This is a genomic window from Sporotomaculum syntrophicum, assembly GCF_009932395.1.
Taxonomy (GTDB): domain Bacteria; phylum Bacillota; class Desulfotomaculia; order Desulfotomaculales; family Desulfallaceae; genus Sporotomaculum; species Sporotomaculum syntrophicum.
In genome coordinates this window covers 77,655-91,421 of the sequence record NZ_LSRS01000008.1, presented here as the reverse complement: position 1 = coordinate 91,421, position 13,767 = coordinate 77,655, and the positions used below count along the sequence as shown (strand labels likewise).

The following is a 13,767-nucleotide window of genomic DNA, read 5'->3' as shown; positions in this document are numbered from 1 at the left end:
ATTGTTCAAGTAAAAAAGGCTTTCATCCCATAAAGGGACGAAAGCCTTAATAGACATTCGCTATACCACCCGTTTATACAAACATACCATCATATGCGTTCCCTGTGACGGGGGAAAACCGTCGGAGCCTACTGGATTACTCGTTCGGTCCGCAGCTCAGGAGTGATTTTCGGGTTCAGTCTACTGATACCGGCTTGCACCAGTCCCGGCTCGCTGCCACGTTCGGCTGAAACGTACTCTCTCCGTCAATGCCTTTGAAATATAAATTATGTTTAGATCATAAATAAATATACCTACTAGACCGTGTTTTGTCAATCAGTTATATGATTTTTAGGTTAATTATAAGAACAAATAGTTTGCCAGTTAAATTAGGCGTTCCCGAGACAATCCAATATCCGGCAACTTAAAACTGTTTAATACTATCTCGTTTTTCATTAATATACAAGCTTAAGATGCCAACCACTATTAAAATAACAGCTGATAGGACAATGGAAATATTATAACTATTAGTAAAGTCATATATAAGCCCGGGCAAATAAGAGCCAAAAGCCCCGCCTATTTGGTGACATGCAGCAGTAATACCAATAATTACACCTATGGAATACATGCCAAACAACTTTGCACTCAGGGCAGCAACAGGTGCTGCAGTCGCCATATCAGTAATTCCATATATTATGCTGAAGATTAACAGCTCATAGCTGTTATCTACGTTAAGTAATAGTATAAAAGATACAGCCCGCGTAATATAAATAGCTGCTATTAATCTACTTTTGCTAACATAATCGGAAACATAACCGGCTAACAATATCCCAAGGATATTAAATAACGCCACAACACTTATACAAAGTGCAATTAATTCGTCATTGAAATACTTCCCTTCCCCATAGGGAATTAAGTGAGTAGCAATTAAACCAAGATCGGTAAACCCACAAAAAAAGAAAGGTATTACTAAAAGCCAAAAATTCGGTATTTTTAAAAGATTTAACAAACTTTCTCCCTTGGAATTTTGAGCAGGGGGTTCTTCTATTTTATTGTCAAGGGGTTTTATTTCATTGTCACTTTCAATGCCGTACGGTTTTTCTCCGATATCTTCAGGTTTTGACCGCAAGAATAAATAAGTTAAGGGAGTTAAGATAAATAATATAATGCAGCCATAAAATAAAAACGTATATTCCCAGTTCCAGTGCTTAACCAAATAAATGGACAAGGGTACTAAGGTCATTTGCCCCAATGCCATTCCTGATGTGACAAATCCAAGGGCAAATCCTCTTTTTTTGTGGAACCATTGTATCACCGCGGCAGATGCAGCTACATTCGATGCTCCCGCAAAACCTATTGAAATAAATACCCCATAAAGAAACAAAAGGGTCCAATAATTACTTAACCATTGAGTTAAAATTAAACCCAAGCCAATAATACCTAGACTCCCTGATAACACCAATCTCGTACCATAAAGGTCACTCAATCGCCCCGCCAAGGGCTGAAAAGCACCATAAGTTATAAGACTTATGGCTGAAATAATTGTTATAGTACCTCTGGTAACGTTAAACCCTGCCTCCCATGATGTAATAAAAGCTCCAAAAGAGAGGCGCACGCCTAACGAAGCAACAAGCACTAGAAAACAAAGTATAAGTATAATCCATCCATAAAATATTTTTTTTGTTTTCAATAAACAATTATCTACCAAGGGGAAAAACCTCTCTTTATTATTGTCTCTTGTTATCAGGTAGCATTTGTAACATTCGGCAAAGAAGGGGTGAGGTCCTTTCTCCCTTGGAACCGTTAATGCAGAAAAAACTGTGGTCTCCAACTTCGCTTACAAGACTTTATGAGTTGGGATACCCCCTATGACTTTATGAAGTAGCAAGCTAACGATACATTGCACCTGGCATAATGACCTCCTGGGCACCCCGGCCGGACATTTTCAAATCCCCCATTAGAACGGCGTTAAACACCGCCCGCTTACCAAACCGGGCACGGAGGCTCTCAATCGCATCCTCTAATCTCGCCCGGCGTTCTCTTAGGGCATAGTCATCAAATAAAGTCAGCTGCTGGGGCCATGACCTGGGGACCAAATTAATGGCCCGCACGGTAACGGCACGCACCTGGTTTTGCCATTGGTAATTCTTTTCGAACAACTCCCTGGCTTTCCGAGCGATCTCCATGGGACTCCGGGTGGCAAAGCCTAATTGCGCCTGGTACTGCTTGTAAAATAGCGTATTGTCCCTTACGGCTATCTGCACTCCCCAGGCTAATAAATCATGCACCCGCAGCCGGTGGCCGATATCCTGGGATAGCTCCAGGAAAACCCGCCATACCTCCTCATTGTTGATCAAATCCGCCGTGCAGGTGATGCCGTGCCCGATGGATTTAACCGGCACCTCGTAATCCCCGGGCATGACCCGCGAGGTATCCTGCCCGCTGGCGTACGACCACAGCATTAGGCCGTTTTTACCGAACAGCCGCTGCATTAGCTCGGGGCCGAGAGCGACGATATCGCCGATGGTATGCACGCCAATACCGGCGAGTTTCCTCACCGTCGCCCGGCCCACGTAGAGCAGGTCACCGGTCGGCAGCGGCCAGACCTTCTCCTTGAAATCCTCCCTGCTGATGACGGTCACGGCATCCGGTTTTTTCATATCGCTGCCCAGCTTGGCAAAGATCTTATTAAAAGAAACGCCGATGGACACCGTGAGCCCCAGTTCTTCCTTAACCGTCTGCCTGATCTCCTCGGCTATTTTTTCACCGCTGCCAAAAAGCCTGCGGCTAGCCGTTACATCCAGCCAGCACTCATCCATGCCGAAAGGCTCTACCTGATCGGTGTACCGCTGGTAGATCTCCCTGGTCAGCCTGGAATACTTCAGGTATTGCTCGTACTGGGGCGGAACCACAATCAGATCCGGGCACAGCAGTCTAGCCTCCCAGGTGACCTGGCCGGTCTTAACCCCTGCCTTTTTAGCCAATTCAGATTTAGCCAGCACAATCCCATGCCGGTCCTCGGTGCTGCCGCAGACAGCGACTGCTTTCCCTTGCAAGGCCGGCTCCAGCATTATCTCCACGGAAGCATAAAAGGAATTCAAATCGCTGTGCAGAATTATACGCCGCTGCTGCATCTCCACACCTCCCTTATCGTAAAATTAAGTAGTTTTTGCAAACAACCTGTTGACAAGTGAAGTTGCTCCCTCTATAATCAAAATATAACCTCATTAACTTCCCTACACTTTAACAGACCCATGCAGTTATGTCAACACAAAAAAATTGCAGCTAATGACTGCTACTACAACGTTATCAGAGAAAGGAAGATTGGTTTGGATGAAAACTTTTGCGGAAAAGGTGCGCGAGGCAAGACGGTTACTGAATCTAACCCAGGAAGAGCTGGGTAAACTGGTGGGCGTTTCCAAACGGGCCGTCGTGGCCTATGAAAGCGAAGGAGTTTTACCCCGCCGCAATGTCAAGCTCAAGCTGGCCGAAGCCCTCAGGGTATCGGTTGATTACCTCGATCGCGACGAAATTGAAGATCCCACCTACGGCCAGGAAAAAACTGAGTACGTGGAGGAAACCCGGGAACGGTTTGGCAACAAGGCGGCCAAGGAGATCGATTTTTTACTGGAACGGAATACGGCACTCTTCGCGGGGGGTTCTGTTGACCAGGAAGCCAAAGACGCCTTCTTTGCTGCGGTAACTAAAGCTTACTGGGCGGCCAAGGAAGCAGCCCGCGAAACCTACGGCCGCAAAAACAAGCAAAACTAATATATATCCCAGCAAAGCAGGTGGTTGGATGTCGATTGAGTATATTAGCGGCCAGGTCACACAGATTAAGCAAAAATACGACCAGGGAGATCCTTACCGGCTTTGCCGCGACCTGAACATACTGCTGCTCACCGAAGCTATGGGCAGCCGCCCCAGGGACTGCAAAGGTTTTTTCCTTTACCAGGCCAGGCAGCCGGTAATCACGGTGAACAGCGACCTGGCCGAGGAGCTGCAGCGAATTATCCTGGCCCACGAAATCGGCCACGCTGTGCTGCACCGTAAAGCGTCCAAGATTAGGGCGTTTCATGATTTTGCCCTGTTTGACGAAACCTCGCGTTATGAATATGAGGCTAATATTTTTGCCGCCGATTACCTGATGGACGACAATGTGGTGCTTGACCTTCTCAATGAGGATATTTCGTTTTTCGGAGCGGCCAGCCTGCTGGAGGTGCCGGCGGAGCTGCTGGACTTTAAATTTCGGGTCTTAAAGCGTAAGGGGTACAAGGTCATTGACCCGCCGCTGCAGGCGCAGGCCAACTTTCTGAAAAAAGTCTAAGGAGGAGGGCAGACCATGGGGGATTTAAAAGTATATGTGGAAGTAGTGGCGGCTTTTAACCCGGAGGGGGAACTGCGGCCCATCTCCCTCACCTGGGAGGACGGGAAGCGCTATAACATCGATCGGGTACTGGAAGTCCGCCCGGCCGCCGCCAGGAAAGCCGGAGGCCAGGGGGACCGCTACACCGTCCACATCCGGGGACAGGAAAAATACATCTTTTTCGAGCGCAGCGCCAGCATCAGGGGCAACAACCTCGGCCGCTGGTTCGTGGAACGGCGTTGAGGGAGTTCTAGGGATGTCCTGTTGTCTCTTAACATAAAAGCAGTATAATACATATTGAACATACTGTAAAATTTGCACAGTACTTTTAAAGCAAAGGGGCGTCCATGGTGACAGCAGCTGAAAATGAAGCACTATTTAAGCAAACAGATATTCTGACGGTTGATGTTGGTTCCGAGACCCAGGATGTGCTGGTTTATCAGACCGGCAAAAATATAGAAAATTGTCCCAAACTAGTTATGCCCAGCCAGACACAGCTTGTTGCCGGGCAGATCCGCCGGGCAACGCAGCAGAGGCATAGCATTTATCTTTATGGTCATGTAATGGGCGGCGGGGCCAATTTTAAAGCTTTAAGGCAGCACCTGGCAGCAGGCCTGAAAGTCTATGCCACAGAGCAGGCCGCCTATACCTTCAATGATAATCTAAACAAAGTCCGCCAGATGGGAATCGAACTGGTCGAAGCCCCACCCGCCGACGCAGATAAGATCTGGCTGGGGGATATCGACCTGCCGGCGTTTCAACAAGCCCTGGCCGCCTTTGACCAGCCCCTGCCTGCCCAGCTGGCCATAGCTGTTCAAGACCACGGGTTTAGCGCCGAGGAGAGCAACCGCACCCTCAGGTTCCGCTTATGGAAGGAATTCATTGACCAGGGTGGTGTGCTGAGGGATTTAGTCTTTACCGGGCAAATACCGGAGGTTTATACCCGAATGAAAGCAGTTAGGGAGATAGCGCCGGGCGCAGTACTCACAGATACCGGTACAGCGGCTGTGTTGGGCATTACCGCTGATCCGACTGTGCGGCCACAGCTGGGAAAAGGGCTCATCGCGGTCAATATCGGCAATGCGCATACACTGGCGGCAGCAATTCGCGGCCAGCGTGTCTATGGTCTATTTGAGCATCATACCGGAATGTTGAACACCACATCGCTGGCCTCGCTGGTAAAACGGCTGCAAAACAATGAATTAACTCATGAGGAGATTTATAATGCCGGCGGGCATGGCGCAGCCTTGCACCCCGATATGGGGCCGGGCTGGGACTATATAGCGGTAACCGGGCCGCGGCGGGCTATGGCCAAACCCTTGGGCTGGCATGAGGCAGCACCCTATGGCGATATGATGCTGACAGGCTGCTTTGGCCTCTTAATCGGGCTGGGCGTAATCTAATTCTGCTTCTGCCGGGTTTTCCGGTTCAGCAGGAGCTGCTGCGCAGGATTTACCCAATAGCTGTTGCCGGAGGTCTAGTTGAGTGCTGCGACCAGGGCGTCATCGCACCTGTCACAGCTACGCCCTGGTTCAACGTCAATATCCGGTCGCCCATAAAACCTGCGTCCTCCTCATCGTGAGTCACCAGGATAAAGGGTATTTGCCAGAGGGTGTGAAGAGCCTTAAGCTCCTGCCGGAGTTTGAGCTTGGCTTTTTTGTCCAGAGCGCTGAAGGGTTCATCTAACAACAACAGTTCCGGCTGTACCGCCAGGGCCCTCACCAGGGCTACCCGCTGTTGCTCGCCGCCGGAAAGCTGGCCGGGGTAGCGGTCCAACAGGTGGCCTACCCCGAAGGAATTGAGCAACCCCAGGGGATCAACCGGGCCTTTCGTCTGCCGGTGGTTTCGACTGTTTTTCAGGCCGTACATCACGTTTTGTTTGACGGTCAGATGCGGGAACAGGGCGTAATCCTGAAAGAGATAGCCTACCTTCCTCAGCCGGGTAGGCAGGTTGACCCTGCTCACCGAAGAATAAAGCGTTCTGCCGTTGAGCAGGATGCTGCCTGCCGACGGCTTGCACAGGCCGGCCAAACACTGCAGCAAGGTGGTTTTGCCTGCTCCGGAATGGCCCCAGAGCACCAGGATACCGGCGTCCAGCTCAAATTCTATATCGAGGTTAAAGTGCCATAATTTTTTCGTCAGCTTGGCTTTAAGCATTATATCACCGCAAATTATATTTTTTTTGTTTTGCCCAGCGATTAACCCAGTAAATAACCAGGAAGCTAAAAACGGTAATGATCGCTACCAGGGTCCGGGCTGTGCCTTCTTTGCCTGATTCGACAGCAAAATAAATAGCCAGGGGAATGGTCTGGGTCTGGCCGGGGATATTGCCGGCCACCATCAAAGTCGCCCCAAACTCACCCAGCGCCCGGGCAAAAGAGAGCACCAACCCAGCCAGTATACCCGGCCAGGCCAGGGGGAGAGTAACAGTAAAAAATATCTTAACCTCACTGGCACCGAGGGTGCGGGCTGCCTGCTCAAAATTAATATTAACGCTCTGGAATGCCCCCTTGGCGCTTTGGTACATCAAGGGAAAGGCTACGACGGTGGAAGCCAGCACAGCCGCCCACCAGGTAAAAATAATGCTCAGCCCCAGTTCAGACAGGGTTTGGCCCAGCAAACCGTTTTTACCAATGAGCATCAAGAGGCCATAGCCGATGACCGAAGGGGGCAGCACCATGGGCAGGGTGAGCAGCGCTTCGACCATGTCTTTGCCTGGAAACTCAAGGCGTGCCAGCAGCCGGGCCAAGGGCAGGCCCGTGATGAGCACCGCCGTGACGGCGAGCAAAGCTACCTTGATTGAAAGTATGACCGGGAACCAGTCGGTTAGTTGAACAAACATGTTACCTCTGTTAATTCTCCAGAACTTTAAAGCCGTATTTGGTAAACACTTGACCTGCTTCCTGACCGGTGAGGAAACCGGCAAACGCTCCAGCTGTGGTTTGATTCCGGCTATCCTTGATTACCGCCATGGGGTAAAGGATGGGCTGGTGGCTAGCCTCCGGAGCTGTGGCCACCTCCTTGATATGCTTGCCCATCAGTGCATCGGAACGGTAAACCAGACCGGCGTCCACATTACCGGTTTCCACATAAGTTAAAACCTGGCGCACATCCTTGGCCGGTACCAGCTTGGCCTGGAGGGCATCCCACAAGCCCAGGTTTGTCAAAGCCTCCTGAGCATATTTTCCCGCCGGAACCGATTCCGGTACACCGATGCTTATTTTGCCGACCTGCTCGCCGGTAAGCTCCTCGAAGCCGGCCAGGGAACTATCCTGACCGCTGATTAAGACTAAATGGTTGCCCACCAGGCCTTTTCTGGTGTCCTCAATAATCAGACCCTTTTCAGCCAGGGCATCCATTTGCGCTTGACCGGCGGAAATAAACAGATCCGCCGGGGCACCCTGCTCAATTTGTTTCTGCAGAGTGCCGGAGGAGCCGAAATTATATGTAATGATGACCCTGGGGTTGTCCCGGTTATAGATAGTCTTAAGTTCTTCCATAGCATCCTGGAGACTGGCGGCAGCGGATATAGTTAGCCGCACCGGCTCTGTTGCCGCCGTTTGTTCCTGATTACTCCCACAGCCGGCTCCGGCCAGCACCATTAACAACAGCAGGCTTAATAAACTTAGCCACCTTTTCATTGTTTGTTTTCTTGCCTCCTAAAAATTTGTCGGTGAGCACACTCCTTTTGCTTATGCCCCTTAAAATTGTTTAGCTAAACTTTTCCCATACCTTTCCTTCTCTAAAACGCTATGACACAACCAGACAAAACATAACTTCAAACAACTAATTATTTGATCAACTAACATAGCGTCCTTTCTCTGGCTTAAGATAACTCAACATAACATAACAAAACATTACTATGAAATGATAATAAATTAAGCTATAATAATTGTCAAGATATTAGGAGGGAAAACCATGAAGGTGGAAGCAAGTTCATTAACACCCCAGGAAGTAGCCGACTTATTAAAAATCACCAAAAACACGGTCTATGAATTAATCAAACGGGGAGAGCTTCCAGCATACCGGGTAGGCCGAAAAATCCGAGTTGAGCGGCAGGATGTGGAGGCTTATAAAAAACAGGGCAAAAGCTGCGAATTAACGCCCCACCAGGATGCAGCCCCTTACCGTACCCCGCCTGCAGGCCCGCCAAATTACCAGCAGGAAGAAGCATCAGCCTACCGCCAGGGTCTGGTGCTCTGCGGTCAGGACATCCTCCTGGATATTCTGACCCGGCACCTTGAGCGGCACCCCCAGGGAATCCATGCCTTCCGCAATTACGGGGGCAGCTTTGCAGGTCTATTGGCGCTATATCAGGACCAAGCCCATATGGCCGCCATTCACCTGTGGGATGGTGATACCGGCAGTTATAACATCCCTTTCGTGCGCCGCTTTCTGCCCGGTGTTCCCGCAATCATCGTGCACCTGGCTATCCGAATGCAGGGCTTTTACCTGGCCGCGGGTAATCCCAAGAACATTAAGGGCTGGCACGATTTGACCAGGCCGGATGTGCGTTTCATCAACCGGGAAAAGGGCTGCGGTACCAGGGTTCTGCTGGACGAACAACTCCGCCGCCTGGGGCTGGATAGACACCTTATCACGGGATATGAAAATGAGGAGTTTTCCCACCTGGGCGTGGCCAGCACCGTAGCCCGGGGAGAGGTTGACGTAGGCATGGGGAACGAAAAAGCAGCCCTGCAGGTACGGGGAGTTGAGTTCCTCCCCCTGCATAAAGAACGTTACGAACTGGTCATTAAACAAGAAAACCTGCATCATCCTCATACCCGTGCTGTAATTGAAATTCTCCAGTCCGACGAGTTTAAGAAGGAGGTCCAGGGTCTGGGGGATTACGATTTAACCGAAACAGGCAGAATCGTTGCCGAAGTGTAAAGGAAACCGCGGGCAGCACCGGCCCCGGCGAGGCATCAACCCCGGTTGCGACGGTGCGTGTATCAAACGGCGCAAGTCTATCTCTTAAGCACCGGCTCCAACTCATTAACCACCTCGGCCAGCACCATAGCCGACTTACTGTACATCGACTTGGCTTCCGGCTGCCTGGTACCCAGAGCGTACAGCTCGCAGTCCGCCTGACATTTCTTAAGGGTCGCCCAGGCCAGTTCTTTAGTTTTGGGCTGGGGTACCTGGATAGTGTCGTCAAACAAATCCAGATACAGCTGGCCAACGGAGTCTACCTGCCCGATGAATACATTTTCCAACGGCACACCCGCCTTCTCCAGCTCGGTATGCAGCCAGTTTCTGTTCAGCCCCATAACAGTAAGGGACTCGTCCATAATGGTACCGTCCATAATCACGGTTTGCGGTACACTTTCCGGACCAACAGTAAGGCCGGCGGTTTGAGGCGTAACCGGCTGCCGGTCCTTTTTGAGCAGTACGCTCACCTCGCCGGTGGGTTCCAGCACCGCAAATTCCACGTCTGCCACTTTAAAAGCACTTTTCTTCCTTAACTGGCTCAGTAAATCTTCCGGTGTAAACCGGGCTTCCATTAATTTATCTTCCAGCACTTTACCCTGATTGATCAGAACCGTTTCTTTACCTTGGACAATATCCCGCACCATCTTGGATTTAATCGCCAGCAAATAAATAAGTGCCGGCAGCACAGTCCAAACCAGCAGGGCCAGTAAACCATGCAACAGGTTTGGCACCAGGTTCAAGGATACAGCGGCAGCGATGCCACCAATGGCAATAGCGGTTACCAAATCAAAAAAGGTTAGCCGGGATGCTTGTCTTTTGCCTATGATACGAACCAAGAGCAGCGTGATAACAAATAACCCTACAGAGCGCAGTATAACTTCCTGCCATTCGGCCATGCTAATCGACCCCTTGTGTAATCATAGTTTTTTTGCCTATATTGTTGAGCAGGCAATTTAAAACCCCTTATACTGAGGCTCCTCAAATTCCAGGATGGCCACTCTTTTTTCCATATCTTGAATGACACCTTCCAGGCGCGCGATGTTTTGGTGTAGTACCTGCTTAGCCTGGTCGTTTTGCTCAATAGCAGCGAAACTTTCCAGAGTAGCCTTGGTACCCTTTAAGCTGGCAACAGTTTGCTTAACCTGGCCGCTTACGGTCACGGTTATCATCCTCCCTGCATATTTATTGTGTCTAAAACCAGGATAGAAAAACCGGATCACCTGATCCGGCTGTTAAAATGGTCAAGCAATAAAACATGCTCTCTAGAATCCTTTGTACTGGGGTTCCTGTTGCTCAATCTCATTAATCCTGGGCTCCAAGCTGTCCACAATAGCCTGAGCCTGCCGGGCTGCCTGGGTATAGAGGTCTTTAGCCTGCTGGTTTTGGGTTTGCATAGCAAAGGTTTCTAAGCTAGCCTGGGCACTTTTCAGGCCGGCCAGAGTTTGTTTAACCTGGGATGCTACGGTCATTTATGTATTCCTCCCTTAACTGTTTTTACGTATGCGATCATGCCCCGAAGACTCATTTTATATTATAATTTGGTCCAGGAGTTTAACTTATTTATGTTCAGGCTCGTCGTTGAGCAAATCAACGTATAAATTACCGCTGGTATCCAGTTGGGCGATACTAACCTGGCTAATATCACTTACTCCATGCTCCGCCTGTAATTTTTGTAACAGCCAGTCTTTACTCAGGCTGACTTCCTGCAGTCTGTTGTCAATAATTACACCGTCTTGAACCAGCGTAGTCGGTAATCCCCGGTACGGGGTACTCAGGTTTAAATCCGCCGGAGTAACCGGATTCAGCTGACTTTTCTTTTGCACCGAAAGGGTACCATTGCGTTCAAATATGGCATATTCCACATCACTGATGTTAAAAATGTCTTTTTTCCGAAGCATTAACATAAAATCATCAAAATTAGTCCGCTGCCTGGTCAAAGCCTCTTCGTCAATCTTACCGTTTTGAACCACCACGATTGGTTCTCCCTCAATAATTTTACGGATTGGCACTGATTTTAACACCAACCAGCCTGTCAGAATAGGCAGGATCGTCCACACAGCCATACCCAACAAGCCGGGCCAGAATGGATCCTCAAGCGTAGTGGTTAACGTGGCGGCTATGGAACCGATTGTTATTCCCACCACATATTCAAAATAAGTTAGCTGGGATATTTGCTCACGGCCGTTGACCCGTGTAAACAGCAGGAGAGCTAAATAGGCAAACAATGCTCGAAGAGGTATTTCCACGTAGGGATTGATAAGCATCCACCCCTTTAATTACTCATAGTTTTTCCAACCGGCATAATAGCAACCGGTGTTGTAAAGTTATTTTAACTCGTTGCCATAAAAAATACTCAACCCTGGCGAGGCATCCTGTCCAGTACCGGGTTAACCATGATATTCACTAATTTTGCCGAGCGTTTTGGTTTGGCGGCACCTTCCTTCACTGGTGCGCCGTATTTAACGAAACTACAATAAAAACGTGGCTAAGGAGGGATATATAATATGTTTTGGAGCAAATGGAAGGTATGGGGTTTATTGGAAATGAGAATAACTGCAGGTGCTTCCCTGGGGGTTCTGAAAAGAAATTCTTATGCTTTGTTAATGCATACCTGATTACCTTTTATATTTCTCGTCAATTTATACTTTCATTATTTTAAATATCTTTAATATCTGATCAACAGACATATAAACTGTTTCAGTATTTGTGTTAACTTTTTTATTATTCACTAGTATCAGGTTTTGCTTAGTTTTATTTATACTAATTCGTTCGCAGCCATTAGCCTTAAATAGCTTCAGGGCCGTCTTGATTATCGCAATATCTTTCAAGTAATTTTCCGGTTTATTATGGTGGCCCGATAATGTGCATAACCCGCTTTTAATACCCGGAATATAGCTTTCGTAAGCAGAAGACAAATTTTTAATTGTGTTCTTTGCCCCTTTAATATTGTGTGTTTCTAATATCACCGTGCATAAACATATATCTGTATTAACCATGGTTTTTATAGACACAACGCTCATCCCTTCACATATTTACAATATCTTTCGGCAAAAATTGGGTTTATCCTTGACAAAGATTCCGACAAATATTTTAAGGGGACAAGTAATGCTGGTTAGCACAGGCGATAATTCCTCAATAGCATCAGCCTTGTTGGCTGGTTTGGTTTTTGGTGAAAATTTTCACGGCGGAAATGATTAATATAACTCCCAGGATTAGCTTTAATAAGCCGCCGGAAACATAAAAAATAAGCAACCCACCGATAAATGCACCTATAATGGAACCTATCCCCATCGGCAGAACCAGTTCAGTAAAATCTTTTTTTTGTTTAAAGGCGCCATAGGCATAATGCCTGCCAAGTCCGGTAATTACAGTTGGCAGGCTTATTAAAATGCCGGCAGTTCCGGCCAGTTTAATATCGACGCCGAAAACAAAAATTAGTGTCGGAATAATTAACTCGCCACCGGCAATCCCCAGCAGGCTGCTGACCATGCCGATGCCTGTGCCAAACGCTAGCGCTATAAGTATTAAAACAGGTAAAGGCGCTTGCACCCCCCCTGTAACAAGGGGATAAAAAAACTCCCCAATCAGCAATAGCCCGATAAATAATAACAGAACCAGGATGACCTTTTCCAAAGCATGTTCGGATATTTTTTGGGTATAAAGCGCCCCAATATATGCTCCGCCCATTCCTCCTGCAATTAAGGCTAAAATCACCGGTAAAAGCGGCAACAATTTAGCCAATGGTGAGCTGGGGATTCTGAAAATCAGGGATGACAAAAGCGTAATTAAACTAACGGCTAAATTGAGAGATACGGCCTGATGAGCTGAGTATTTAAATAGGCCGATCAGTACAGGCAACCGGAACTCTGCCCCGCCTAAACCGATTAACCCACCCAAACATCCAATAGGGGCGCCTGTCAACAAAGCATGTAAAGGTTTTTGGTTTTTCATCTAATCTAGCCCTCATGAACTAAACATAACTATATAGTATCATCTAGAAAACTTATTATTACTGTTTAACACTAAAAGATACTAATTAGCACTAAATATAATTTTATTACATGCTTTGGTGTTTAACAAGAAGTTTTCAGAATCCCCCTTTGTAGTAATTCCTCCCTGATTCTACGTGTTTCATTAGTTAAAAGATTTATCAACATGTGAATAACTAGATGTAGATGGCGTCCCCGGTGTATTTGTGGCGAAGATTTGGGCGTGAGCATACATATTATAAAATTTCTAGAAAATAATAAAAATAAAAGACTTGAGAGGTGGCATATGCTTCTTACTCGAGTTTGACAGTTTTCCATCATTTTTCGAATCTAACCTCCAACAAACCCAGTAGAATCAAGGGTCAATATTAGAGAAATTCAAAAAGCGTAGTGCCACGTTTTCCATATAATAACTTTTAATATATGGATTGCCATGCTATAATTAAGGTGCCATGTATGCTAGAACAAAAACATTTAAAAATAAAGACGGTTCAACAAGAA

The 13,767-nt window shown here is 47.8% G+C and carries 16 protein-coding genes; 5 read left to right on the top strand and 11 right to left on the bottom strand.

The genetic code is table 11. The features are described from left to right. Positions 1 to 403: 403 nt before the first annotated feature. Positions 404 to 1,687: an MFS transporter gene (locus SPSYN_RS14120; protein ID WP_161823135.1), complete on the bottom strand. Its 1,284-nt coding sequence runs from the start codon at positions 1,685 to 1,687 to the stop codon at positions 404 to 406. Positions 1,688 to 1,868: 181 nt separating this feature from the next. Beyond that, positions 1,869 to 3,113: a DNA polymerase Y family protein gene (locus tag SPSYN_RS14115; RefSeq protein ID WP_161823134.1), complete on the bottom strand. Its 1,245-nt coding sequence runs from the start codon at positions 3,111 to 3,113 to the stop codon at positions 1,869 to 1,871. Between the two features lie 199 nt (positions 3,114 to 3,312). Here SPSYN_RS14115 and SPSYN_RS14110 point away from each other — a divergent pair, with 199 nt between their 5' ends. The 4 genes from SPSYN_RS14110 (at position 3,313) to SPSYN_RS14095 (ending at position 5,748) form a co-directional block, all read left to right on the top strand. After that, a complete protein-coding gene (locus SPSYN_RS14110; protein WP_161823223.1) occupies positions 3,313 to 3,750 on the top strand; it encodes a helix-turn-helix transcriptional regulator in 438 nt (145 codons plus the stop codon). Positions 3,751 to 3,778: 28 nt separating this feature from the next. Beyond that, positions 3,779 to 4,306: an ImmA/IrrE family metallo-endopeptidase gene (locus SPSYN_RS14105; RefSeq protein ID WP_161823133.1), complete on the top strand. Its 528-nt coding sequence runs from the start codon at positions 3,779 to 3,781 to the stop codon at positions 4,304 to 4,306. Between the two features lie 15 nt (positions 4,307 to 4,321). Then, positions 4,322 to 4,588 carry a hypothetical protein gene (locus SPSYN_RS14100; RefSeq protein WP_161823132.1) on the top strand — a complete coding sequence of 89 codons (267 nt, stop codon included), beginning with the start codon at positions 4,322 to 4,324 and terminating at the stop codon, positions 4,586 to 4,588. A gap of 104 nt (positions 4,589 to 4,692) precedes the next feature. After that, positions 4,693 to 5,748, top strand: coding sequence for a DUF1786 domain-containing protein (locus SPSYN_RS14095; RefSeq protein WP_161823131.1), 1,056 nt, complete (start codon positions 4,693 to 4,695; stop codon positions 5,746 to 5,748). A gap of 49 nt (positions 5,749 to 5,797) precedes the next feature. Here SPSYN_RS14095 and SPSYN_RS14090 read toward each other — a convergent pair whose 3' ends face one another. Genes SPSYN_RS14090 through modA form a run of 3 tightly spaced genes read right to left on the bottom strand, consistent with a single transcriptional unit; the run spans position 5,798 to position 7,986 of the window. Beyond that, positions 5,798 to 6,502 carry an ATP-binding cassette domain-containing protein gene (locus SPSYN_RS14090; RefSeq protein WP_161823130.1) on the bottom strand — a complete coding sequence of 235 codons (705 nt, stop codon included), beginning with the start codon at positions 6,500 to 6,502 and terminating at the stop codon, positions 5,798 to 5,800. Between the two features lie 4 nt (positions 6,503 to 6,506). Next, complete coding sequence (modB, locus tag SPSYN_RS14085; protein ID WP_161823129.1) at positions 6,507 to 7,187, bottom strand: molybdate ABC transporter permease subunit; 681 nt, start codon at positions 7,185 to 7,187, stop codon at positions 6,507 to 6,509. Between the two features lie 10 nt (positions 7,188 to 7,197). Further along, positions 7,198 to 7,986 carry a molybdate ABC transporter substrate-binding protein gene (modA, locus tag SPSYN_RS14080; protein WP_161823128.1) on the bottom strand — a complete coding sequence of 263 codons (789 nt, stop codon included), beginning with the start codon at positions 7,984 to 7,986 and terminating at the stop codon, positions 7,198 to 7,200. A gap of 277 nt (positions 7,987 to 8,263) precedes the next feature. Here modA and SPSYN_RS14075 point away from each other — a divergent pair, with 277 nt between their 5' ends. After that, positions 8,264 to 9,235 (top strand): helix-turn-helix transcriptional regulator, encoded by a 972-nt coding sequence (locus SPSYN_RS14075; RefSeq protein WP_202623846.1) that lies wholly within the window; start codon positions 8,264 to 8,266, stop codon positions 9,233 to 9,235. Positions 9,236 to 9,312: 77 nt separating this feature from the next. Here the strand turns inward: SPSYN_RS14075 and SPSYN_RS14070 are convergent, their stop codons facing one another. The 6 genes from SPSYN_RS14070 to SPSYN_RS14045 form a co-directional block, all read right to left on the bottom strand. Beyond that, on the bottom strand, positions 9,313 to 10,173 hold the full coding sequence (locus tag SPSYN_RS14070; protein WP_161823127.1) for a DUF421 domain-containing protein: 861 nt from the start codon (positions 10,171 to 10,173) through the stop codon (positions 9,313 to 9,315). A gap of 57 nt (positions 10,174 to 10,230) precedes the next feature. Beyond that, a complete protein-coding gene (locus SPSYN_RS14065; RefSeq protein ID WP_341478893.1) occupies positions 10,231 to 10,446 on the bottom strand; it encodes a DUF1657 domain-containing protein in 216 nt (71 codons plus the stop codon). A gap of 93 nt (positions 10,447 to 10,539) precedes the next feature. Continuing rightward, positions 10,540 to 10,746, bottom strand: a complete 207-nt coding sequence (locus tag SPSYN_RS14060) for a DUF1657 domain-containing protein (RefSeq protein WP_161823126.1) — start codon at positions 10,744 to 10,746, stop codon at positions 10,540 to 10,542. An 87-nt stretch (positions 10,747 to 10,833) separates the two neighbouring features. Beyond that, positions 10,834 to 11,541: a DUF421 domain-containing protein gene (locus tag SPSYN_RS14055; RefSeq protein ID WP_161823125.1), complete on the bottom strand. Its 708-nt coding sequence runs from the start codon at positions 11,539 to 11,541 to the stop codon at positions 10,834 to 10,836. A 375-nt stretch (positions 11,542 to 11,916) separates the two neighbouring features. Then, complete coding sequence (locus SPSYN_RS14050) at positions 11,917 to 12,288, bottom strand: hypothetical protein (RefSeq protein WP_161823124.1); 372 nt, start codon at positions 12,286 to 12,288, stop codon at positions 11,917 to 11,919. Between the two features lie 130 nt (positions 12,289 to 12,418). Further along, a complete protein-coding gene (locus tag SPSYN_RS14045) occupies positions 12,419 to 13,228 on the bottom strand; it encodes a sulfite exporter TauE/SafE family protein (protein ID WP_161823123.1) in 810 nt (269 codons plus the stop codon). Positions 13,229 to 13,767 lie beyond the last annotated feature (539 nt).

What these genes read in the sequence shown, in the direction of transcription:
- SPSYN_RS14115 (WP_161823134.1), bottom strand. Translation starts at nt 3,113, where the DNA reads ATGCAGCAGCGGCGTATAATTCTGCACAGCGATTTGAATTCCTTTTAT.
- SPSYN_RS14110 (WP_161823223.1), top strand. Translation starts at nt 3,313, where the DNA reads ATGAAAACTTTTGCGGAAAAGGTGCGCGAGGCAAGACGGTTACTGAAT.
- SPSYN_RS14105 (WP_161823133.1), top strand. Translation starts at nt 3,779, where the DNA reads ATGTCGATTGAGTATATTAGCGGCCAGGTCACACAGATTAAGCAAAAA.
- SPSYN_RS14100 (WP_161823132.1), top strand. Translation starts at nt 4,322, where the DNA reads ATGGGGGATTTAAAAGTATATGTGGAAGTAGTGGCGGCTTTTAACCCG.
- SPSYN_RS14095 (WP_161823131.1), top strand. Translation starts at nt 4,693, where the DNA reads ATGGTGACAGCAGCTGAAAATGAAGCACTATTTAAGCAAACAGATATT.
- SPSYN_RS14090 (WP_161823130.1), bottom strand. Translation starts at nt 6,502, where the DNA reads ATGCTTAAAGCCAAGCTGACGAAAAAATTATGGCACTTTAACCTCGAT.
- modB (WP_161823129.1), bottom strand. Translation starts at nt 7,187, where the DNA reads ATGTTTGTTCAACTAACCGACTGGTTCCCGGTCATACTTTCAATCAAG.
- modA (WP_161823128.1), bottom strand. Translation starts at nt 7,986, where the DNA reads ATGAAAAGGTGGCTAAGTTTATTAAGCCTGCTGTTGTTAATGGTGCTG.
- SPSYN_RS14075 (WP_202623846.1), top strand. Translation starts at nt 8,264, where the DNA reads ATGAAGGTGGAAGCAAGTTCATTAACACCCCAGGAAGTAGCCGACTTA.
- SPSYN_RS14070 (WP_161823127.1), bottom strand. Translation starts at nt 10,173, where the DNA reads ATGGCCGAATGGCAGGAAGTTATACTGCGCTCTGTAGGGTTATTTGTT.
- SPSYN_RS14065 (WP_341478893.1), bottom strand. Translation starts at nt 10,446, where the DNA reads ATGATAACCGTGACCGTAAGCGGCCAGGTTAAGCAAACTGTTGCCAGC.
- SPSYN_RS14060 (WP_161823126.1), bottom strand. Translation starts at nt 10,746, where the DNA reads ATGACCGTAGCATCCCAGGTTAAACAAACTCTGGCCGGCCTGAAAAGT.
- SPSYN_RS14055 (WP_161823125.1), bottom strand. Translation starts at nt 11,541, where the DNA reads ATGCTTATCAATCCCTACGTGGAAATACCTCTTCGAGCATTGTTTGCC.
- SPSYN_RS14045 (WP_161823123.1), bottom strand. Translation starts at nt 13,228, where the DNA reads ATGAAAAACCAAAAACCTTTACATGCTTTGTTGACAGGCGCCCCTATT.